This is a genomic window from Streptomyces platensis (assembly GCF_008704855.1).
In the GTDB taxonomy this organism is placed as follows: domain Bacteria; phylum Actinomycetota; class Actinomycetes; order Streptomycetales; family Streptomycetaceae; genus Streptomyces; species Streptomyces platensis.
Genome location: NZ_CP023691.1, coordinates 4,166,643 through 4,187,369, shown reverse-complemented (window position 1 = coordinate 4,187,369; position 20,727 = coordinate 4,166,643). Strand labels below are relative to the sequence as shown.

Genomic DNA, 20,727 nt, shown 5'->3' with positions numbered 1-20,727 from the left:
GCCGCGAGCGCGCAGAGAGTCAAGCGCGACGACGCTGCTGGGACGAGTCGCCCTCGTCCTCTTCGTCGTCGTCGCTGTTGTACAGATCTGCGTACTGTGCGTACGGGTCGTCGTCCTCGTCCTCTTCGAACGGCTCTGCGTTCGGAGGCTGCTGGTTCGACGGTGATGCACCCAGCTCGTCGGCCAGTCGTGAGAGATCCGTCCCACCGCTGCTGTACTTCAGCTGGCGGGCGACCTTTGTCTGCTTGGCCTTGGCCCGGCCGCGCCCCATGGGTCGACCCCCTCAATGACGGGGCTCGATGGCCCCAGAGTCTTGACAAGCGTTCATGGATCAGAGCGGACTCTCGACAGAGAGACCGGCCCGTAGGGCTTTAACGGTACCTGCTTCCGCGGCCATACGGTACGTCGCCCGCATCACCCACCGCTCGGCACGACCTGCAAGGTGCCCCGTCCCCGCTGGTCAACTGCGATTTTAACCTGTCCTGTACGGCGACCCGCCGACGGGTGGTGAGGGATGTCTCCCTGATCACCCGTGGCGGGCCGCGTAAGGCACGCTTTCCGGCCGACAAGGCCGCAATTCCGGCCGCGTCAGGCGCGCCGGGCCTCCGCCATCCGCTGCTCGGCCAGGCGGTCGGCGGCCGCGGCGGGCGGAATGCCGTCGGCCTTCGCACGAGCGAATATCGCCAGGGTGGTGTCGAAGATCTTCGCCGCCTTGGTCTTGCAGCGGTCGAAGTCGAAGCCGTGCAGCTCGTCGGCCACCTGGATGACACCGCCCGCGTTCACGACGTAATCGGGGGCGTAGAGGATGCCGCGGTCGGACAGATCCTTCTCGACGCCGGGGTGAGCGAGCTGGTTGTTGGCCGCGCCGCACACCACCTTCGCGGTCAGCACCGGCAGCGACTCATCGCTCAGCGCACCGCCCAGCGCACACGGCGCGTAGACGTCCAGGCCCTCGGTGCGGATCAGCGCCTCGGTGTCCGCGACCGCGGTGACCTGCGGGTACTTGGCGCGGACCCGGTCCACCGACTCGGCCCGAACGTCCGTGATCACGACCTCGGCACCGTCCTGGAGGAGGTGCTCGACGAGGAGGTGGCCGACCTTGCCGACGCCCGCGATGCCCACCTTGCGGCCGCGCAGCGTCGGGTCGCCCCAGGCGTGCTGGGCCGAGGCGCGCATGCCCTGGAAGACGCCGTAGGCGGTCAGGACGGAGGAGTCGCCCGCGCCGCCGCTGGCGGGGGAGCGGCCGGTGGTCCACTTGTTCGTACGGGCGACGACGTCCATGTCGGCGACGTACGTACCGACGTCGCACGCGGTGACATAGCGGCCCCCCAGGGAGGCCACGAACCGGCCGTAGGCGAGCAGGAGTTCCTCGGACTTGATCAGGTCGGGGTCACCGATGATCACGGCTTTACCGCCGCCGTGGTCCAGTCCGGCCAGGGCGTTCTTGTAGGACATGCCGCGCGACAGGTTCAGGGCGTCCAGCACGGCCTCCTCTTCGGAGGCGTAGGCATGGAAGCGGGTACCGCCGAGGGCGGGGCCCAGGGCGGTGCTGTGGATGGCGATCACGGCCTTGAGGCCGCTGGCACGGTCCTGGCAGAGAACGACCTGCTCATGGCCCCCCTGCTCCGATCGGAACAGGGTGTGCAGAACGCCGCCGTCGGTGCCGGCGGAGGCCGGACGTACGTCAGTCACTGTGGTGACTCCCATAAGTCGCGAAGGACGCCCTCCGTCGGGTGGGGAGGGCCGGTTGAAAAGAGCGTAAGACCTGTGGGGCCGGTTGATCCGTCGGGTGCCGAGGATCACCCTCTCCCGGGGGACGGGCATGGGACGATCTGGTCGTATCGCAGGCCGGCGGGGCCCTCGGGGTCTCCCGGCGGTGGACTTCCCTTTGAAGGAGCGGGCGTGGCCCTGGCGTCGTCGGTGAAGGTCCCGTACATGGCATATCTACGGGTCTACGAGCCGCTGGCTGCGTTCCCCGAGCCGGAGCGCTCCCACTGGGCCCGCTATGCCAAGCGGGCGAAGACCCCTACCGCCCAGGACGAGCAGCGGCGGGCCCTGGCGGATCTGCTGCCGACCCCGCCGGTGCCGGTGCCGGTCCACGAGAGCGCGGACGCCTTCATCGCCGTGGTGAACGAGGTGACCTGCGTCTGCCCCTGGCGCACCCGGTTGCGCGGCTGGCAGGCCCTGGAGTCGCTGGACGAGCTGCTGCCGGCCTCGGTGCTGGACGTGGCGCTGCCCCCGGTGGTGCGCCGGCAGGCGGCCACGGACTACGAGCAGTGGCGGGAGCGCAACCCGGACGCCCGGCCCTGGATCCGCGGGGCGGCCTGGCATGTCCCGGTCCGCTGGTTCGTGCTGTTCTCCGACGGCGAGCGGGAGTACACGAAGAGTGAGCAGGAGCCGGTGATGCGTTACCGGACGCCGATGGTGCAGGCGCGGCGGCGGGTCGCCCGCGGGCTGCGGACGCTGCGGGACGCCCTGGAAGAGGGGTCCTTGATCGACGGCCTGGTAGATGTGGGGCGCTGGCTCGAGGAATTCCATCCGCGTTCGCTCGTGGAGCTGGACTACGGCGGGCTGGTGCACGCGGTGCCCGAAGCGCAGCTCGCCGAGGACCGTTCCGCCGCCGAGGTGGCGGAGGGGCTGGCGGCACTGCGCGAGGGGGACGGCGAGCGGGCCGGGGTCGCGTACGAGAAGCTTTCCCAGCGGTGGCGTGCGGTGCGGGAACGCCAGTTCTCCAGCTGAGGCGCCGGTGCGGTGCCGAAGGTTGTCGGCGTGGCAGCGCGGTGTTCGCCTTTCGGTGGTCGGGCGGTAAAGGACGTAGGTCCTGATCCGGGCGATTGCCTCAAGCGTGACCTAAAGCACTGACATCGGGTCTTGCTCCCAAGCCATACCCTCGTGCCAAAATAGGACAAGGAGCCCGACCTGGGCTCCTTCCGTCCAACTAAGGGCGGATAGATCGGTATTGCGTTCCTTGAGGGGTCTCGTGGCGGCTGATCACGCTGTGACTGATCGTCACGGACGGGTGACTGTCCGCTATGGCACGGTCCATCGGCATCCGCCGAGGTTGAACACCTGAGAGGGCAATTCCATCGGTTTGGCCGACGTGGCTGGACAGATGGTGTAGTTGTAGTGCCGAGGACAAGCCGTTCGTCCTATAACCGACTCGGCCCGCGTCCGCCATTTCGGGCAACGTGGGTCAAGGTGCAGAATTTAGAGGAAAGAACCGTGATGGTTCGGTTCTCCCGAGGAGGCCGCTCATGACCGCTCGCACCCCTGACGCCGAGCCGCTGCTTACCCCTGCTGAGGTCGCCACGATGTTCCGCGTGGACCCGAAGACGGTGACCCGCTGGGCCAAGGCAGGCAAGCTCACGTCCATCCGCACGCTCGGAGGACACCGGCGTTACCGCGAGGCTGAGGTCCGCGCACTGCTCGCGGGCATTCCGCAGCAGCGCAGCGAGGCCTGAACAACCGCATAACCAGGTCGTTTTCGGGGCCCCCAACCCGAAAGCGCCCGCTTTGCGCCACATAGCTCGACTGCTTCACCACGCTTCACACAGCTTCATATGACGCGGCGCCTGCCCCACAGGCTCCACACCCGCTCCCTTTGGGTACGTCGTCGATCGCGCTGGACTCCGCCGGGTCCAGCGCGATTTTTTTGTGTGCGCCCGCTTCAGGGCCCGTTGGGGCGGTCGGGTCGGCCTGGCGCCGGAGTCGCCCCGGACGGCGGCCAGCGGGTCTTCACGGGCCCTGTGAGGGGCTTTCCGCAGAGACCCCGAGCCCCCTCCCGGAGGCTCCCTCGGGGGAGGTGCAATTGCACATATTAAATTGACTGGTTGTAGGGCGGGTGTAAGTTCCTCATCGCGCCAAACTTGTTCGGTGACACCCGTCACACGACGTGGCGCTTGAAGACGATACGTCCGCTGCGATAGAGAACTCCGCCCGCCACACCCAACAGCCTGTCACCGCACCGCGGCTGACGCAGGCGCCGGTGGTCACCGGCTTGCGGGACCTTCGTCCTCGTCCGCCGGCGGCTCACAGACGGCCCCGGACGACGTGGAGGCGGACGCGGGCGCCGCAGGTCCGGAGCGGGCCGTGTGCGGCTCCATGACGAGCCGTTGCAGCTGATGGCAGATAGGGCAGTGCCGCGTCAGATGGCGATAGCCCGTGGCGGCTGACAGATGCGCCCGCAACAGCGCCCTGGTCTCGTGCCGTACCGCAGTCGTCATGCGCATACCTCCCCGGCCCCCACGCCTTCCTCAGTGAGTACCCGCGGTACGTGCCGCCGTCAATACAGCGGGCGGCAAACCGGCTACGGTCCGCATCCGCCGGGAGCGGAACCGGCCGGTGCCGTGGTCGGCGTGCGGCGGGGGGCGGGCAGGGAGGGAAGGTGATCGGCGCCACGGCCCCCATCAACGCGCGACAGGCGCGGGGGCGCGATCTGACGGGGTGTGGGGAGCGGCGGCGGCTTCGCGCGAGTCGCGGCCCGGGTGCGGACAGCAGAACGGCCCGCATCCGAGGGATGCGGGCCGTTCTCTATGCGGTCCTGACGGGATTTGAACCCGCGGCCTCCACCTTGACAGGGTGGCGAGCACTCCAAACTGCTCCACAGGACCTTGTGTTTCGCTTTCCGCTTGCGGCGGGCTGCGAAGCAAGACTGTACAGCAGGTCAGGGGGTGCGGTCGAACTCGATACCGGCAGGCCGGATTCCTACGGCGCGGCGGCGTCCACCGCCTTCACGATGCGCTTGTCGGAGACCGGGTACGCGGTGCCCAGAGCGTGGGCGAAGTAGCTCACCCGGAGCTCCTCGATCATCCAGCGGATCTCCAGGGCCGCGGCCGGCACCGGGCGGCCCGGCGGGAACTGCTCCAGCAGCCAGGCGTATTCGTCCTGCATCTCCTTCACCTTCGCCATCCGGGTGCGGTCCCGCTCGGCGTTGGTGGGCAGCTGCTGGAGACGGCGGTCGGCGGCCACCAGATAGCGCATCAGGTCCGGCAGCCGCTTGGCGCCGTGCGCCGTCACGAAGCCCGGCTTGATCAGCGCCGCCAGCTGCTCCCTGATGTCCGTGAGGGATGGCAGCAGCGAGGGGAACGCCGTCTCCTTCAGCCGGCGCTCACACGCCTGCCAGGCGGCCAGCACCTCCTGGACCTGCTGGATGGTCTTCAGCGTGACGTCCACCAGATCCGCGCGGACCTGGTCGAACAGCTTCCGGAAGGACTCCTCGTCCCAGGCCGGACCGCCCCGGGCCGCGATCAGGCGGTCCGCGGCGGCGGTGACGCAGTCCTCGAAGAGCGCGGCGATGGAGCCATGCGGATTACGGGACAGCGCGAGCTTCTGCTGATTGCTCAGCTTGCCCTGGGCGAACTTGGCCGGATTGGACGGGATGTTCAGCAGGATGAGCCGGCGGGTGCCCGCCCACATCGCCGTGAGCTGCTCGGCCTCGGTGTCGAAGAGGCGTACGGCGACGCTGCTGCCCTCGTCGACCAGCGCCGGGTAGGCCTTGAGCGGCTGGCCCGCACGCCGGGTCTCGAAGGTGCGCGGCAGCGTGCCGATCGTCCAGGACGTCAGCCCGGTCCGCTGCTCGGGGCCGGCCGGCGCCGGTCCGCCGTCCGCGCCGCCCTTGCGGTCCCTGGCGGGCCGCTCGGCGGCCTCCTCGAAGGCCCTGGAGATGGCCGCCCGGGTCTTCGGCTTGAGCTTCAGCCGCAGCGCCTCCAGGTCCTTGGCCTCGGCGAGCTTGCGGCGCCGCTCGTCGACCACCCGGAAGGTGATCTTGAGGTGGTCCGGGACCTTCTCCGGGTCGAAGTCCGCGGCCTCCACGGGCACGCCCACCATCCGCTGGAGCCCCGCGGCCAGAGACGTCGTCAGGGCGCCCTGAAGGGGGACCGTGGAGTCCAGGAAGCGGGCCGCGAAGTTCGGTGCCGGGACGTAGTTGCGCCGGATCGGCTTGGGCAGCGACCGGATCAGCTCCGTCACCAGCTGCTCGCGCAGGCCCGGGATCTGCCAGTCGAAGCCCTCGGAGGAGACCTGGTTGAGGACCTGGAGGGGGATGTGGACGGTCACACCGTCCGCGTCCGCGCCCGGCTCGAACTGGTAGGTGACCTTGAACTTCAGCTTTCCCTGCCGCCAGGAGTCCGGGTAGTCGTCCTTCGTGACGGCCTCGGCGGACTCGTTGATGAGCATCGAGTGCTCGAAGTTCAGCAGCTCCGGCTCGTCGCGGTGCTGCTTCTTCCACCAGGCGTCGAAATGCGCGCCGGAGACCACGTCCGCCGGAATGCGCTGGTCGTAGAAGTCGAAGAGCGTCTCGTCGTCCACGAGGATGTCGCGGCGCCGGGCGCGGTGCTCCAACTCCTCGACCTCGCCGAGGAGTTTGCGGTTGTCATGGAAGAACTGGTGGTGGGTGCGCCAGTCGCCCTCGACCAGGGCGTTGCGGATGAACAGATCGCGCGAGGTCTCCGGATCGATCCGGCCGTAGGCGATCTTGCGCTGGGCGACGATCGGGACGCCGTAGAGCGTCACCCGCTCGTACGCCATCACCGCGGCCATCTTCTGTTCCCAGTGCGGCTCGCTGTAGGTGCGTTTGACCAGGTGCTGGGCGAGCGGCTCGATCCACTCCGGCTCGATCCTCGCATTCACCCGCGCCCACAGCCGGGACGTCTCGACCAGCTCGGCGGACATCACCCAGCGCGGTGGCTTCTTGAAGAGCGCGGAGCCGGGGAAGACCGCGAACTTGGCGCTGCGGGCGCCCAGATACTCGTTCTTGCTGTCGGTGTCCTTGAGGCCGATATGCGAAAGCAAACCGGAAAGCAGCGAGGTGTGGATGTGATCCGGCGCCGCATCCTCCTCGCTGAGGTGGATGCCCATGGTCTTGGCGACCGAACGCAGCTGCGAGTAGATGTCCTGCCACTCGCGTATCCGGAGGTAGTTCAGGAACTCACCGCGGCACATCCGGCGGAAGGCCGAGGAGGACAGCTCCTTCTGCTGCTCGCGGACATAGCGCCAGAGGTTGAGGAAGGCGAGGAAGTCGGAGGTCTCGTCCTTGAAGCGGGCGTGCTGCTGATCGGCCTGCTGCTGCTTGTCCGCGGGCCGCTCGCGCGGGTCCTGGATGGACAGCGCTGCCGCGATGACCATGACCTCGCGGACACAGCCGTTGCGGTCCGCCTCCAGCACCATCCGCGCCAGCCGCGGGTCGACCGGCAGCTGGGAGAGCTTGCGGCCGAGCGGGGTCAGCCGCTTCTTGGGGTCCTTCTGCCGGGTGTCGAGCGCGCCGAGCTCACTCAGCAGATCGACGCCGTCCTTGATGTTGCGGCGGTCCGGCGGATCGATGAACGGGAACTTCTCGATGTCGCCGAGGCCGGCCGCGGTCATCTGGAGGATGACGGAGGCGAGGTTCGTCCGGAGGATCTCCGCGTCCGTGAACTCGGGGCGGGAGAGGAAGTCGTCCTCGGAGTAGAGGCGGATGCAGATGCCGTCGCTCGTACGGCCGCAGCGGCCCTTGCGCTGATTGGCGCTGGCCTGTGAGACCGGCTCGATGGGCAGCCGCTGGACCTTGGTGCGGTAGCTGTAGCGGGAGATCCGGGCCATGCCCGGGTCGATGACGTACTTGATGCCCGGGACGGTCAGTGAGGTCTCGGCGACGTTCGTGGCCAGCACGATCCGCCGGCCCGTGTGCCGCTGGAAGACGCGGTGCTGCTCGGCGTGCGACAGCCGCGCGTACAGGGGGAGGACCTCGGTGAACGGGAGGGCCTTCTTGTTGAGCGCGTCGGCGGTGTCGCGGATCTCCCGCTCGCCGGAGAGGAAGACCAGGATGTCGCCCGGCCCGGCGGACTGGAGCTCGTCCACGGCGTCGCAGATCGCGGTGATCTGGTCGCGGTCGGCGTCCTGGCCGCCCTCCTCCAGCAGCGGGCGGTAGCGCACCTCCACCGGATACGTCCGGCCGGAGACCTCGACGATCGGTGCGCTCGGCTTCGTCTCCCCGTCGCTCCCGGAGCCGTCCGCGGCGGCCGGGGAGGCGGTGCGGTCCGGCGCCGCCCCTACGGACGCGAAGCTGCCGAAGTGCCGGGCGAACCGCTCCGGGTCGATGGTCGCCGAGGTGATGACGATCTTGAGGTCCGGGCGCCGGGGCAGCAGCTGGGCGAGGTAGCCGAGGATGAAGTCGATGTTGAGGCTGCGCTCGTGCGCCTCGTCGATGATGATCGTGTCGTACTGGCGCAGCTCCCGGTCCGTCTGGATCTCGGCGAGCAGGATGCCGTCCGTCATCAGCTTGACGAGGGTGTCCCCGCCGACCTGGTCCGTGAAGCGGACCTTCCAGCCGACCGCCTCGCCCAGCGGGGTCTTCAGCTCCTCGGCCACCCGCTCGGCGACCGTACGGGCCGCGATCCGGCGCGGCTGGGTGTGCCCGATCAGGCCCCGGATGCCCCGGCCGAGCTCCAGACAGATCTTCGGGATCTGCGTCGTCTTGCCGGAGCCGGTCTCCCCGGCGACGATCACGACCTGGTGGTCGCGGATCGCGGCGAGGATCTCGTCCTTCTTCTGGCTGACCGGCAGCTCTTCCGGATACGTGATCTCGGGCACCGCGGCGCGCCGCTGCTCGACGCGCAGCTCCGCCTCATCGATGCCGCCGGAGATCTCGGAGAGCACGGCCGCCCGGGCTTCCGGCTTACGGATGCGGCGCGCGCCGTCGAGCCGGCGCCCCAGCCGCTGCTGATCGCGCAGCATCAGCTCGGGAAGACGTTCCAGCAGGTCGGAGAGGCCGGGAGCGGCGGTGCCGGGCAGCGCGGTAGCAGAGCCGTCGGGCAGGGCGGAGGCAGGCTGACTGGACATACGTCCCCCAGGATCTCACCTCGGATAAACGACTGGCGAACCATTTGCCCGCGCGGACGTCGCCCCGCGCTCCCCGGCGGCCCGCCGGGAACCTCCTCCGCGCCCCGGCCGGTGGGCGCGGCCGCCCGTTTCCGATGCGGCGGCACCGCCGTCCGGGTGGCCGCGGGGAGAGCGGGCGGACGCCCGAAAACAGAATTACGACATGATCGCCGGTAGGCGAGAATGCCCGTATGGACAAGGGAATACGACGGATTGCGGGCATCGTCATGATGGTCGCCGGTATCGCGCTCGCCGCCTGGCTCGTCTTCGGCGCGCCGCACGACTGGGAAGGCAATGTGCGGCTGGTGAAGATGGCTATGGGCCTGGCGGCGACGGGAATGATCACCGGCGGCGCCCGGCTGATTTTCTGGCAGCCGGAGGACGGGCCCGCCGGGGCCGCCCGGGAAGCCGGCGTCGGATAACGACGAAAAAGGCCCCGATTCAAGGAATCGGGGCCTTCTCCCAAAGGGTGTGGCTGGGGCCGGGGTCGAACCGGCGACCTATCGCTTTTCAGGCGATCGCTCGTACCAACTGAGCTACCCAGCCGCAGCGGTCCTGACGGGATTTGAACCCGCGGCCTCCACCTTGACAGGGTGGCGAGCACTCCAAACTGCTCCACAGGACCTTGCATTGTGTGAAAGCGGCGCAAGCCATTCTCACACACGATGTTGCGTGCCCCCAACGGGATTCGAACCCGTGCTACCGCCTTGAAAGGGCGGCGTCCTGGGCCACTAGACGATGAGGGCTGGTGGCCACCTTGGCGTCGTTACCGGCGCCGTCGGGGACGTGAGAAGCATATGGGATGGGAGGACCGTTCGCCAAAACGGTTTAGCGGGGGTGTTCGGAAGGGCTCCTGGCCGGGCGCTCGGAAGGGTGGGGCGAGGGCCCGGAGGACGGGCCGGACGAGGGCGGTGAACCGGACGGCGCGGGCGTGGCGCCGGGTTGGTTCTCATGGGGGAGGTGGCGGCTGACCTCGGCCCGGGACAGGCCCAGTCCGCCGAGGGTGATCTCGTCCCACGCCTGGAGCCGTTTCGTCCTCCGGTCCAGATAGAGCACCGAGGCCAGGACCGGCTCGGGCTTCTTGTTGTGCACCGCGCGCAGTCCGCCGCCGCCCGTCGAGCCCTCGACCATCAGCCGGGTGCCCTGGGGGAGCAGGGTGTTCTCCCGGTGGTGGATATGGCCGGCCAGCGCCAGCGGGGCCAGGCCGTCCGCCTCGCGTACCGCGGCGGGGTTGTGGGCCAGCGCGAGGTCGACGGGGGTGCCGGCCAGCCGCTGGGTGCGCAGTGCGTCGGCGAGGCGGCCGCCGGCGGTGCGCTCGGCGGGGTCGCCGGCCGCCACCACGGAGCGGTCCGGGGTGAACTGCGGATCGCCGACGCCCGCGATACGTACGCCGGCGACCTGGGTGACCTTGCCGTGGTCGAGGACGGTGACCTGGCGGCGGCCGGTCAGGTACTTCTGCGTGCCCCGGGAGTCGTGGTTGCCGCGCACCCATACGTAGGGGGCGCCGAGGGTGGAGACCGGGTCCAGGAAGTGGTTCTCGGCGGCCGAGCCGTGGTCCATGGTGTCGCCGGTGTCGACGATCACGTTGATCCGGTACTGCTTCACCAGGGAGGCGATGATCCGCCAGGCGCCGGGGTTGAGGTGGATGTCGGAGACGTGCAGGACGCGGATGGTGGTGGGGTCCGGCTGATAGACGGGCAGCGTCGAGGTGGCGTCGTAGAGCTTGGTGACGTTGGTCACCAGGCGCGCCAACTCCTGCTGGTAGACGTTGAATTCGCTGACGATGCTCCGGGCGTTGCCGACCACCGAGGGCGCCGAGGTCAGCAGGCCGGAGAACTTCGGCTCCAGTACGGACTCGGGGTTCCAGGTGGCGTACGCGGTGCCCGCGGAGGCGCCGAGCAGGGTGAGCGCCAGACCGCCGGCGGCCAGTGCGCGGCGCGGGCGGCGGTAGACGGCCAGGCCCAGCGCGGTGGCGCCGGACGCCACGGCGACGCAGGAGTGCAGCGCCAGTCCCAGGGCGCCGCGGATGACGTCGTGGGTGACCTCGGCCTGGAGACCGGCGAACCGTTCGGGGTGGTCGACCAGTGCCTGGGAGCGGACCGGGTCCAGCCGGTCGACGTCGACATCGAGCCGTACGGGCGCGTGGTGGCTGCTCAGTTCCAGATCGCCGAGCGGCGCGACCTCGATCCGGGTGCCGCCGGACAGTGACGGGCGCAGCGCCATGCTGGTGTCCATCGGGCCGACGGGGACACGGAGGCTGCCGATCAGCAGCAGCCCCAGCCAGGCGCCGACGACGGTGACGGCCATCAGGCCGAGGGCGGATGCCAGGGGGCGGTGCGGAGCGTCGTCCACCAGGGTGGCGGTGGGGGCCGTACGGCGGGAGCGGTAGCCGCGGCGGACGGCTGCCGGGAGGGCGCGTACGCCGTCGAGGCCGGTATGGAGCAGCCGGTGCGGGTGGCTTTGCGGGGCGTCGGGGTGCGGTGTCCGGGAGCGCGCTGCGCGGGCCATTGGTCCCGTATGCCCGTCCGCGGCGCCGTTAAGCGAGGAGCGGCCGCCTCCGGTTGGGCTGCGGTGCGGCGGGCGGGCCGCGACGATCGGTGGGGAGGCGCCGTGGCGGAGAATGGTGGTGTGCTGGAAATGACGCGCGAGGAGTTCGAGGAACTGGTCGCCGAGGCGCTGGACCGGATCCCGCCGGAGCTGACCCGGCTGATGGACAACGTGGCGGTCTTCGTCGAGGACGAACCCCCCGCCGACGACCCCGAGCTGCTCGGGCTCTACGAGGGGACGCCGCTGACCGACCGGGGGGAGTGGTATGCCGGTGTGCTGCCGGACCGGATCACCGTCTACCGGGGGCCGACGCTGCGGATGTGCGACACCCGCGAGGACGTGGTCGCGGAGACCGAAGTGACGGTCGTTCATGAGATCGCGCACCACTTCGGGATCGACGACGAGCGGCTGCACGCGCTGGGCTACGGCTAGACGGGCCCCGGCGCCCGAAGGGCCGCGGCCCGGCGGGAGTGCGTCCCGGAAGCCGCGACCGGTGCGATCGGCCGGGCCTGGTGCGTGTCCTCAGGTGGGGGGCGGGAGTTGGGCAGGGCGTCCGTGCCGCCGTCCCTGCGTTCCGGATCCGGAGGTCCCGCCGTGCGCCCGAGCCCACATCGCCCGTCCCTGACGCCGACACCGTCCCCGTCGTCGTCCCCTGCCCCTTCGTCGCGCCCTCCGTCGGCCCGGGTGCGTTCCCGGGCCGCCGCCGCGGCCGTGGCCGTCTCCGCGCTGGCCGCGGCGCTGGCCGGCTGTATGAGCGTGAGCGACCCGGAGGAGCCGAAACCCTCCGGCAGCACCGCGCGGCACGACGGGAAGGACGGCTGGTCCGGCCCCAACGGGGTGACCGTGGACGGGCGCGGCGACGGCCCGCGGCGGTTGGGGCGCGACGGCGCGGCGCACCCGGCCGGCGGCAAGGGCAAGAAGGCGGGCAAGGCGTCGAAGAGCGCGGCACCGGAGCCGTCCGAGCCCGGTACGCCGTCCCGTCCGGTGCGGCCCTCGGGCCCCGAGCCGGGCGCGGGCGGTGCCCAGGGCGGCTCCGGCGGCCATGGCGGGCGGCCTCACCCGGAGCCCTCGCCGACCCGCCCCGACCGCCCGGCCACTCCGCCGGCCTCGCCCGCGCCCAGTACGCCCCCCGCGCAGCCGACCCCGCCGCCGAGCAGCCCCCCGCCACCGCCGAGCTCCCATGCGTCCGGCCCGTCCCCCGTCTCGCCGATGGCGTCGCAGTCGGAGCTCTACGACGAGGAGGCGTGAGGCGTTCCGGGCGGGGCGGGTAGCTTTGTCCGGGGGAGCGGAGGGCCTGGCCGGACGGTCATTTGCCATCCGGGGGGCGGAGTGCGTATGGTGGTAGATCGTTTGATCCCATTTGCCCGGCGCCAGAACAGAAGCGCGCCGCGTGGCGCGTTCTCTCCCTTGCCGTGGCTGACCGCATAGAGGCGGTCTTTGTGAAACACACGGAGTTTGGGCGCGTGCCGAGACTCCGGAAGGTTTCGCATTTCGCATGTCCATTTCCACTGAGCAGTCCGTCATGCCCGCAATCGACGAGCAGACGGCCCCCGAGGTGACGGCGGTCGACGAGTCGCCCGAGACCGACACCGTCACCTTCGCCGACCTCGGACTGCCCGAGGGCGTCGTCCGCAAGCTCGCGCAGAACGGCGTCACCACCCCCTTCCCGATCCAGGCCGCGACCATCCCGGACGCGCTGGCCGGCAAGGACATCCTCGGCCGCGGCCGTACCGGCTCCGGTAAGACGCTCTCCTTCGGTCTGCCGACCCTGGCGCAGCTCGCCGGCGGCAGCACCGAGAAGAAGAAGCCCCGCGCGATCATCCTCACCCCGACCCGTGAGCTCGCGATGCAGGTCGCGGACGCGCTCCAGCCGTACGGCGACGTGCTCGGCCTGAAGATGAAGGTCGTCTGCGGCGGTACGTCCATGGGCAACCAGATCTACGCCCTGGAGCGCGGCGTCGACGTCCTCGTCGCCACCCCGGGCCGGCTGCGCGACATCATCAACCGTGGCGCCTGCTCCCTGGAGAACGTCCAGGTCGCCGTCCTCGACGAGGCCGACCAGATGTCCGACCTGGGCTTCCTGCCCGAGGTCACCGAGCTGCTCGACCAGATCCCCGGCGGCGGCCAGCGGATGCTCTTCTCCGCCACCATGGAGAACGAGATCGGCACCCTGGTCAAGCGTTACCTGACCAACCCGGTCACCCACGAGGTCGACAGCGCCCAGGGCAACGTCACCACCATGACCCACCACGTCCTGGTCGTGAAGCCGAAGGACAAGGCGCCGGTCACCGCCGCCATCGCCGCCCGCAAGGGCCGCACCATCATCTTCGTCCGCACCCAGCTGGGCGCCGACCGCATCGCCGAGCAGCTCGTCGAGTCCGGTGTGAAGGCGGACGCGCTGCACGGCGGTATGACGCAGGGCGCGCGCACCCGGGTGCTCGCGGACTTCAAGGACGGCTACGTCAACGCGCTGGTCGCCACCGACGTCGCCGCCCGCGGTATCCACGTCGACGGCATCGACCTGGTCCTGAACGTCGACCCGGCCGGTGACCACAAGGACTACCTGCACCGCTCGGGCCGTACCGCCCGCGCCGGCCAGTCCGGCACGGTCGTCTCGCTGTCGCTGCCGCACCAGCGCCGGCAGATCTTCCGGCTGATGGAGGACGCGGGCGTGGACGCCTCGCGCCACATCGTCGGCGGCTCCGGCGCCTTCGACGAGGACGTCGCCAAGATCACCGGTGCGCGCTCGCTCACCGAGGTCCAGGCCGACGGTGCCAACAACTCCGCCAAGCAGGCCGAGCGCGAGGTGGCCGAGCTCACCCGTGAGCTGGAGCGCCTTCAGCGCCGCGCCACCGAGCTGCGCGAGGAGGCCGACCGGCTGACCGCCCGCGCCGCCCGCGAGCGCGGTGAGGACCCGGCCGAGGCGCTCGCCGCCGCTGCCGAGACCGCCGCCGCCGAGGTGGCCGAGGCCGCCGTTCCGGCGCAGGCCGACGCGGCCGACGAGCGCCGCGACGACCGGGGCAACTTCGAGCGCCGCGACCGTCGTGACGACCGTTCCGGTGGCCGTTCCTTCGACCGTGACCGTCGTGACGACCGGGGCGGTTTCAGCCGTGACCGTCGTGATGACCGTTCCGGCGGTGGTTTCAACCGTGACCGTCGTGACGACCGTTCCGGTGGCCGTTCCTTCGACCGTGACCGTCGTGACGACCGGGGCGGTTTCAGCCGTGACCGCCGTGATGACCGTTCCGGTGGTGGTTTCAACCGTGACCGTCGTGACGACCGTTCCGGTGGTGGTTTCAACCGTGACCGCCGCGACGACCGTTCCGGTGGCCGTTCCTTCGAGCGCCGTGACGACCGTTCCGGTGGCGGCTTCAACCGCGACCGCGGCGACCGTCCGAGCCGCCCGTTCAACCGCGACGACCGCTCCGGCGGCCGTACCCCGGGCCGTTCCACCGGTGGCTACCGCTCCACCGGCGGCGACCGTCCCTTCAACCGTGACGACCGCTCCGGCGGCCGTCCGGCCACCGGTGGCCACCGCTCCGGCGGCGACCGCCCCTACGGCCGTCGTGACGACCACCGTGGCGCCGCCCCGACCGGCTCCTTCGGCCGGCGCGAGGACAAGCCGCGCTGGAAGCGCAACGGCTGATCACCGACGCTGATCCGCGGGGCCCGTACGCACTCAAGTGCCGTGCGGGCCCCGCGCGTTGTACGGCTCACCGCAGGGCCCGCCGGCCCCACAGACCGGCCTCGGGGCACCCCGCCGAATGGCTTGATCCGTAATGCCTTCGGGCTGCGGCACAACCTCGGGCTATGCTGCTCGGTGCGGGCCATTAGCTCAATTGGCAGAGCAGTGGACTTTTAATCCATTGGTTCAGGGTTCGAGCCCCTGATGGCCCACCAGAAGCGGGACGGGAAGACCGTCCGCCGGATGCAGTGCCCCGAGGGCCCGGACCGATTGCGGTCCGGGCCCTCGGGCGTGAGCGGGGTGCTGGGCGGGGCCCAAGTGCCCTTGGGGGGAACGCGCTTGGGGGCCGTCAGGGCGGGCCCGGCGGCCCTGTTTCCGTCCGGGCTTCCTTTGCCGCCCGCGCGCTGCCTCCCCCCGGCCGGTCCCGTGACCCGTCCGGCCCCTGACGAGTCGCCGTCCCGGCCCGTACCGGCAAGCCTGGGGACGTCGAGGCGACCGGCACGACGGTCCCGTACGGACGGGCGGGAGTGGGGCGAGGCCGGTGCGGATGCTCCGAGGTGAGGCGCCCCCTGAGGGCGGCGGGGAGCGCCGTGCCCGGCTGATGTGGTCCGGCCGTCTGCTGGTGCGCCGGCTCCCGGTCCTCCTGATCGTCGGCGGCGTCGCCTTCGGCGTGGGGACGCCCGCCGGCTACACCGCCGCCCCCTTCTTCTCGGCCGCCCCACTGGTCGCCGCACCGCTCTTCGCGCTGCGCGGCACCGTTCTCACCGCCCTGGCCGCGGTGCTCGGTGAGATCTGGGTCGTCCTCTACCGCAGCGGCGCCGCGCAGGACCACGGCGAGTCGGTGACGGAGACCGCCATGGTCCTGGTCGTCGCCCTGTCGGCCGTCGGCATCAACCGGATCGTCCGGAGCGCCGACATCCGCCCGGCCCCCGTACGGGACGTCTCGGCGGCCGCCCAGCGCGCCCTCCTGCCGACACCGCCCGAACGGCTCGCCGGGCTCGCCATCGCCGCCCGCTATGTGGGCGCGCGGGTGGCGGACCGGAGCGGCGGTGACCTCTATGCGGTGCAGGAGACCCCGCACGGTGTACGGCTGCTCGTCGGCGACGTACGGGGCAAGGGGCTGGACGCGGTGCGGACCGCGGTGATCGTCCTCGGCGCCTTCCGTGAGGCCGCGGAACAGGAGCGCACCCTGGGGGCGGTGGCGGGCCGGCTGGAGCGGGCGCTGCGGCGGGAGGGCGGGCGGTGTGCGGGGGCGGAGCAGGCCGAGGGGTTCACCACTGCCGTTCTGGCCGAGATCCCCGCCGACGGGCCGTCCGTTCTGCGAGTGCTCAACCGGGGCCACCCGTCCCCGCTGCTGCTCACCCCGGACGGTGGGCTGCGCGAACTGCTGCCCGAGGCGCCGGCGCCGCCCCTCGGGCTGGGCGAGATGGCGAGCCGGCCGGACCGGCCGGACGAGTCGTTCTTCCCGGCCGGGGCACTGCTGCTCTTCTTCACCGACGGCGTGACCGGGGCCCGGGACCTGCTCGGCCGCTACTACAACCCGTCGGGCAAACTGCGCGGCTGCCGGTTCCCCGGCCCGGACGTCCTCGTGGACACCCTCGTGGAGGACGTGGCACGGCATACGGGCGGCGCGCCGGCCGACGACATGGCGCTGCTGGCGGTGCAGCGGCCCATGGGGGCGTAGGTGGTGGCCCCCGAGCCCGCTCAGCGCCGCAGGCTGTCCCTCGCGCCGGACAGGCTGTGCAGGCTCTGCCCGTGGGGGCCGGTGACCGCGACCGGGCGTCCGTCGAGTGCGAGGGTCAGGTGCCGGGCGTCGCCCGGGCGGGGCGCGTGGGGTGCGGAGCCGGTGATCCACGGCAGCACGGAGTGGTGCTCGTGGGAGATCCAGTGGCCGCCGCCGGGCCGCCCCTCCAGCAGCGACCGTACGAGACGCACGAACTCCTCGCGGCGGGCGGGCGGGAGAGAGGGCAGCACGGCGCTGTGGAAGATGACCAGCGTCGCCTCGGGCGGTGCCTCGGCGGCGAGCGCGGGCAGCTCGTCGATCAGATCGCCGCGCACCATCCGCGGCCGCGGCGCCGGCCGCACCGCGTCGACGGCCGCGGACAGCCGGGCCGCACGCTCCCCGTCGCCCGGCCATACGAGCGCCTGGAGCCAGCGCAGATCGTCCCGTTCGTCCACCGGGTCGAGCGGGTCCAGGTCGATGCCGGCCCGCCAGACGATCTGCGGCAGCCGTTCGGGCAGCTCGTCGGCCGCCCCTCCCGTACGGCAGGTCAACACCAGCGGGCTCTCCGGGGCCCCCAGCTCGGCCCGGAGGACGTCGCCCGCCCCGTCTCCGCCGTCGGCCTCGTACCGGTAGCGATAGCGGTCGGGGTGCAGACCCAGCCCCGCGGACGCGCCGGCCTCCAGCAGCGCCAGCGGCTGCGGCAGACGGGCGAGCAGCGGCAGCAGGGTGGCGCAGTGGGCCGGTTCGCCGGTATGCGTGGCGCGCTGCATGAACACCGCGCGCACCTCGTCCCAGTGCCGGATCGTCCACTCGCGCCAGCGTCCGTACGCGGCCGCACCGCGCGGGCCCATTTCGGCGTGCGGGCCGTCGAGATGGCGGACGGCGGCGAGCAGGAGGTCCGGCTGCTGTTTGTGGCCGGCGGGCAGCGAGCCGGACAGCAGATCGCAGAACTCCGGGTCCTGGCTGATCCGCGCGCTCAGCTCCTCGTGTGCGTCCGACCGGCCGCGCGCCTCCCACCAGGAGAACTCCCGGTACCGCTCCGCCACTCCCCACGCGTTACCGGCAGCCCGTCCGGCGTTCCCGGTGTTCCCGACGTTGACGACCATGATCCGACGTTACTGCTCTCACCCTCCGTAACTGAGGGGCACCCCTGTGCATAACGACTGGCACACAATCCGCGCGAGATCGTTTAGGGGTGGCGGGCCAACTCGCCCGGATTGCTGCCCTGCTGGCCGAAAAGGCCGCGCGGTGGCTTGCGCACAGCGCATACGGATTCGTGGGAACGCTTGGAATTCGGTCGCCGTCTCTATTACTGTCCGATAACGCAGCGCGGTCGTCCCAGCCGTCGCCCGAGGCGGCACCGCGCGCCGACGCCGAATCCCGCACGCGCTTTTCACGCACCCCCAAGCACTTCGAACTGCACCTAGGGAACCGGGGAACCACTTCCTTGGGGTGAATCGGACGCCCTCCGCCAGTGGGCGTCCGTAGGAGACCTTCCTGCTCCGAACCCGTCAGCTAACCCGGTAGGCGAGAAGGAAGGAAAGGAGTGCGCCCCCGTGGCGTCCAACAGGCCTACCCCCGAGGACCCGTCCGCCTACGAGCTCGATGACCGAGGTGCCTTCCCCGGCCCCGGTGTCGATGACGGCGACGGACCGTGGGAGGAATGGAATCCCACCGAGGAATCCACCCGTTCCGTTCGAGGCAAGCACCGCGTCGCCAAGCAGCGCGGCGGCGGATTCGCCCGCGGCGGCACCGTCCTGGGTGTCGGCGTCATCGCGGCGGTCGGCGCGAGCGGCATGGCCTCGGCCGAGGACCGTCCGCCGGTGCCGATCTCGATGCCCGACATCGGCGGCATGGCCGACGATCTCTCCGAGAAGCTGCCGGACGCCAAGGAGCTTCCCGGCATCGGCGACCTGATATCCGACGACGGCCCCGCGGCCGCCGACGCCGCCTCGGCTCCCGCCGACGGCACGGCCACCGTCGCTTCCATGGGGACGGGCGCGGACACGGGTAACGCCGCGGGCGCCGGTGAGGCGCTGCGCAGCCGCATCCTCCAGCAGGCCGACGCGCAGCAGGGGAACGCCGAGCAGGAGGCCCGTGAGGCCGCCGAAAAGGCCGCTGTCCAGCAGGCCGCAGCGGAAGCCGCCGCCCACCAGAAGTCGGCCGAAAAGGCCGCAGCAGCCAAGAAGGCGGCCGAGATGGAGGCCAAGCGCGAGGCGGAGGAAGCGGCCCGGCGGAAGGCGGAGGCCGAGCGCCTCGCCAAACTGGCGAAGAGCTTCATCGCCCCCGTGTCCTCCTACACACTCACCGCCGGCTTCGGCCAGGCCGGCGACCGCTGGGCCGCCGACCACACCGGACAGGACTTCGCCGCGCCGACCGGCACCCCCGTCAAGGCGGTGCACTCCGGCACCATCACCCAGGCCGGCTGGGCCGGCTCGTACGGCTACCGCATCGTCCTCACCCTCGACGACGGCACCGAACTCTGGTTCTGCCACCTGTCCTCGATGGTGAAGACCTCCGGCAAGGTCAGCACCGGCGACGTCATCGGCCGCGTCGGCGCCACCGGCAATGTCACCGGCCCCCACCTCCACCTGGAGGTACGCCCCGGCGCCGGCGACCCGATCGACCCGATGCCGTGGCTCCGCGATCACGGGCTCAATGTCTGACCCGTGTAACCGACGGGCTCAACGCGTAACCGACGGCCGCAACGCAGGGCCAACGGTGCAGCGCCGGCCGGAAGCGCCCGCCTGAAGCGCGCCCTCAACCGGCAAGTCGCTAGCGGTAGTTGCCCTTTGCGCGCACCTGGGGGAAGAGGAAGGAATATCTCCTCTTCCCCCGACGCTGCACCAACGTATGACCGCCTCACACAGCGCCTCACACAGCGCTTCAGACATCGCAGGCACTCAGGACACCGCAGGGACTCCAGGCCCCCGAAGCCCCCTCGGCCGCACGCCCCTCGGCTCGCTCTCCGTCTCCCCGCTGTCCCTCGGAGGCAATGTCTTCGGCTGGACGGCCGACGAAGCCACGTCCTTCGCCGTGCTCGACGCGTATGTGGCGGGTGGCGGCAATTTCATCGACACCGCCGACGCCTACTCGTACTGGGTCCCCGGCAACAAGGGCGGCGAATCCGAGACCGTCATCGGCAACTGGCTGGCCTCCCGCGGCAATCGCTCCGAGGTCGTCATCGCCACCAAGGTCGGCGCCCTCCCGGACTACAAGGGGCTGTCCCCGGCCACCATCAAGGCCGCGGTCGACGCCTCCCTCACCCGTCTGCGCACCGACTACATCGACCTCTACTACACCCACTACGACGACGAGTCGGTCGAGGTCCCGGAATTCCTCACCGCCCTCGACGACCTCGTCCGGGCCGGCAAGGTCCGCGAGATCGCCGCCTCCAACATCTCGGCGCAGCGCCTGGAGGAGTCCCTGGCCTGCTCAGCCCGCGAGGGCCTGGCCCGCTATGTGGCCCTCCAGCCCCACTACAACCTGGTCTCCCGCGACACCTACGAGGGCGAACTCGCCGAGGTGGCCGCCCGCCACGACCTGGCCGCCGTGCCGTACTACGCCCTCGCCTCCGGCTTCCTGACCGGCAAGTACCGCCCGGGGACCGCTGTCGACAGCGCCCGCTCCGGAGGCGCCGCCAAGTACGCGGACACCGACCGCGGCCGCCGCGTCCTCCAGGCCCTCGACACCGTCGCCGCCGCCCACGAGGCCGAACTCGCCACCGTCGCCCTGGCCTGGCTCGCCGGCCGGCCCACCGTCGCGGCGCCGATCGCAAGCGCCCGCACGGTGTCCCAACTCCCGGCCCTGCTGGCGGTGGGCGATGTGGCGCTTACGGAGGAGGAACTCAAGCTGCTGGGAGAGGCTTCGGCCTGACCCAGCCTGCGAGGGGGAGGAAGCGATCCACGCCCGCCCGCTT

15 protein-coding genes, 5 tRNA genes and 1 riboswitch are annotated in these 20,727 nt (G+C 71.1%); of the genes, 10 read left to right on the top strand and 10 right to left on the bottom strand.

All coding sequences use genetic code 11. The annotated features are described in order from the left end of the window. Positions 1-19: 19 nt before the first annotated feature. Together CP981_RS18420 and CP981_RS18415 are read right to left on the bottom strand one after the other, a co-directional pair. The gene (locus CP981_RS18420; protein WP_085927505.1) at positions 20-271 is read right to left on the bottom strand and encodes a DUF3073 domain-containing protein; all 252 of its coding nucleotides are present in this window, start codon (positions 269-271) and stop codon (positions 20-22) included. Positions 272-588: 317 nt separating this feature from the next. Beyond that, positions 589-1,707 carry a Leu/Phe/Val dehydrogenase gene (locus CP981_RS18415; protein ID WP_085927506.1) on the bottom strand — a complete coding sequence of 373 codons (1,119 nt, stop codon included), beginning with the start codon at positions 1,705-1,707 and terminating at the stop codon, positions 589-591. Positions 1,708-1,902: 195 nt separating this feature from the next. Here CP981_RS18415 and CP981_RS18410 point away from each other — a divergent pair, with 195 nt between their 5' ends. Both CP981_RS18410 and bldC read left to right on the top strand, forming a co-directional pair. Next, positions 1,903-2,739 carry a DUF8083 family protein gene (locus CP981_RS18410; protein WP_085927507.1) on the top strand — a complete coding sequence of 279 codons (837 nt, stop codon included), beginning with the start codon at positions 1,903-1,905 and terminating at the stop codon, positions 2,737-2,739. Between the two features lie 515 nt (positions 2,740-3,254). Continuing rightward, complete coding sequence (gene bldC / locus CP981_RS18405) at positions 3,255-3,461, top strand: developmental transcriptional regulator BldC (protein ID WP_003949541.1); 207 nt, start codon at positions 3,255-3,257, stop codon at positions 3,459-3,461. Between the two features lie 528 nt (positions 3,462-3,989). Here the strand turns inward: bldC and CP981_RS18400 are convergent. The 3 genes from CP981_RS18400 to hrpA all read right to left on the bottom strand — a co-directional run bounded on the left by CP981_RS18400 (position 3,990) and on the right by hrpA (position 8,814). Next, positions 3,990-4,223, bottom strand: a complete 234-nt coding sequence (locus tag CP981_RS18400) for a DUF6274 family protein (protein WP_085927521.1) — start codon at positions 4,221-4,223, stop codon at positions 3,990-3,992. Between the two features lie 312 nt (positions 4,224-4,535). Further along, a tRNA-Asp gene (locus CP981_RS18395) sits at positions 4,536-4,610 on the bottom strand. 94 nt (positions 4,611-4,704) lie between these two features. Next, positions 4,705-8,814, bottom strand: a complete 4,110-nt coding sequence (hrpA, locus tag CP981_RS18390) for an ATP-dependent RNA helicase HrpA (RefSeq protein ID WP_208852948.1) — start codon at positions 8,812-8,814, stop codon at positions 4,705-4,707. A gap of 230 nt (positions 8,815-9,044) precedes the next feature. Between hrpA and CP981_RS18385 the strand changes: the two genes are divergently transcribed. Further along, the gene (locus CP981_RS18385) at positions 9,045-9,275 is read left to right on the top strand and encodes a hypothetical protein (protein WP_244329690.1); all 231 of its coding nucleotides are present in this window, start codon (positions 9,045-9,047) and stop codon (positions 9,273-9,275) included. A gap of 50 nt (positions 9,276-9,325) precedes the next feature. Here the strand turns inward: CP981_RS18385 and CP981_RS18380 are convergent. From CP981_RS18380 to CP981_RS18365, 4 genes are all read right to left on the bottom strand, one after another. Continuing rightward, a tRNA-Phe gene (locus CP981_RS18380) sits at positions 9,326-9,399 on the bottom strand. Between the two features lie 4 nt (positions 9,400-9,403). Further along, positions 9,404-9,478 (bottom strand) — tRNA-Asp (locus tag CP981_RS18375). A gap of 48 nt (positions 9,479-9,526) precedes the next feature. Beyond that, positions 9,527-9,599: transfer RNA gene (locus CP981_RS18370), tRNA-Glu, on the bottom strand. Between the two features lie 82 nt (positions 9,600-9,681). Then, on the bottom strand, positions 9,682-11,361 hold the full coding sequence (locus tag CP981_RS18365; RefSeq protein ID WP_107429582.1) for a metallophosphoesterase family protein: 1,680 nt from the start codon (positions 11,359-11,361) through the stop codon (positions 9,682-9,684). Positions 11,362-11,481: 120 nt separating this feature from the next. On the opposite strand from CP981_RS18365, the gene CP981_RS18360 reads away from it, so the two are divergent. The 5 genes from CP981_RS18360 to CP981_RS18340 all read left to right on the top strand — a co-directional run bounded on the left by CP981_RS18360 (position 11,482) and on the right by CP981_RS18340 (position 16,769). Then, positions 11,482-11,832: a metallopeptidase family protein gene (locus CP981_RS18360; protein WP_030989320.1), complete on the top strand. Its 351-nt coding sequence runs from the start codon at positions 11,482-11,484 to the stop codon at positions 11,830-11,832. Positions 11,833-12,084: 252 nt separating this feature from the next. Continuing rightward, positions 12,085-12,648 (top strand): hypothetical protein, encoded by a 564-nt coding sequence (locus tag CP981_RS18355; RefSeq protein WP_167536110.1) that lies wholly within the window; start codon positions 12,085-12,087, stop codon positions 12,646-12,648. A 247-nt stretch (positions 12,649-12,895) separates the two neighbouring features. Continuing rightward, on the top strand, positions 12,896-15,046 hold the full coding sequence (locus CP981_RS18350) for a DEAD/DEAH box helicase (protein ID WP_085927509.1): 2,151 nt from the start codon (positions 12,896-12,898) through the stop codon (positions 15,044-15,046). Positions 15,047-15,224: 178 nt separating this feature from the next. Beyond that, a tRNA-Lys gene (locus tag CP981_RS18345) sits at positions 15,225-15,300 on the top strand. A 332-nt stretch (positions 15,301-15,632) separates the two neighbouring features. Continuing rightward, positions 15,633-16,769, top strand: coding sequence for a PP2C family protein-serine/threonine phosphatase (locus CP981_RS18340; RefSeq protein ID WP_208853064.1), 1,137 nt, complete (start codon positions 15,633-15,635; stop codon positions 16,767-16,769). Positions 16,770-16,789: 20 nt separating this feature from the next. Here CP981_RS18340 and CP981_RS18335 read toward each other — a convergent pair whose 3' ends face one another. Then, on the bottom strand, positions 16,790-17,914 hold the full coding sequence (locus CP981_RS18335) for a DUF2332 domain-containing protein (RefSeq protein WP_085927511.1): 1,125 nt from the start codon (positions 17,912-17,914) through the stop codon (positions 16,790-16,792). Between the two features lie 284 nt (positions 17,915-18,198). Beyond that, a riboswitch (cyclic di-AMP (ydaO/yuaA leader) is annotated at positions 18,199-18,353 on the top strand. 11 nt (positions 18,354-18,364) lie between these two features. Between CP981_RS18335 and CP981_RS18330 the strand changes: the two genes are divergently transcribed. Together CP981_RS18330 and CP981_RS18325 are read left to right on the top strand one after the other, a co-directional pair. Then, positions 18,365-19,474: a M23 family metallopeptidase gene (locus CP981_RS18330; RefSeq protein ID WP_085927512.1), complete on the top strand. Its 1,110-nt coding sequence runs from the start codon at positions 18,365-18,367 to the stop codon at positions 19,472-19,474. 187 nt (positions 19,475-19,661) lie between these two features. After that, positions 19,662-20,684, top strand: coding sequence for an aldo/keto reductase (locus CP981_RS18325; protein WP_244329689.1), 1,023 nt, complete (start codon positions 19,662-19,664; stop codon positions 20,682-20,684). Positions 20,685-20,727: the final 43 nt, after the last annotated feature.

What these genes read in the sequence shown, in the direction of transcription:
- CP981_RS18350 (WP_085927509.1), top strand. Translation starts at nt 12,896, where the DNA reads ATGTCCATTTCCACTGAGCAGTCCGTCATGCCCGCAATCGACGAGCAG.
- CP981_RS18340 (WP_208853064.1), top strand. Translation starts at nt 15,633, where the DNA reads ATGCTCCGAGGTGAGGCGCCCCCTGAGGGCGGCGGGGAGCGCCGTGCC.
- CP981_RS18415 (WP_085927506.1), bottom strand. Translation starts at nt 1,707, where the DNA reads ATGGGAGTCACCACAGTGACTGACGTACGTCCGGCCTCCGCCGGCACC.
- bldC (WP_003949541.1), top strand. Translation starts at nt 3,255, where the DNA reads ATGACCGCTCGCACCCCTGACGCCGAGCCGCTGCTTACCCCTGCTGAG.
- CP981_RS18325 (WP_244329689.1), top strand. Translation starts at nt 19,662, where the DNA reads ATGACCGCCTCACACAGCGCCTCACACAGCGCTTCAGACATCGCAGGC.
- CP981_RS18385 (WP_244329690.1), top strand. Translation starts at nt 9,045, where the DNA reads ATGGACAAGGGAATACGACGGATTGCGGGCATCGTCATGATGGTCGCC.
- CP981_RS18400 (WP_085927521.1), bottom strand. Translation starts at nt 4,223, where the DNA reads ATGACGACTGCGGTACGGCACGAGACCAGGGCGCTGTTGCGGGCGCAT.
- CP981_RS18335 (WP_085927511.1), bottom strand. Translation starts at nt 17,914, where the DNA reads ATGGTCGTCAACGTCGGGAACACCGGGAACGCCGGACGGGCTGCCGGT.
- CP981_RS18420 (WP_085927505.1), bottom strand. Translation starts at nt 271, where the DNA reads ATGGGGCGCGGCCGGGCCAAGGCCAAGCAGACAAAGGTCGCCCGCCAG.
- CP981_RS18365 (WP_107429582.1), bottom strand. Translation starts at nt 11,361, where the DNA reads ATGGCCCGCGCAGCGCGCTCCCGGACACCGCACCCCGACGCCCCGCAA.
- hrpA (WP_208852948.1), bottom strand. Translation starts at nt 8,814, where the DNA reads ATGTCCAGTCAGCCTGCCTCCGCCCTGCCCGACGGCTCTGCTACCGCG.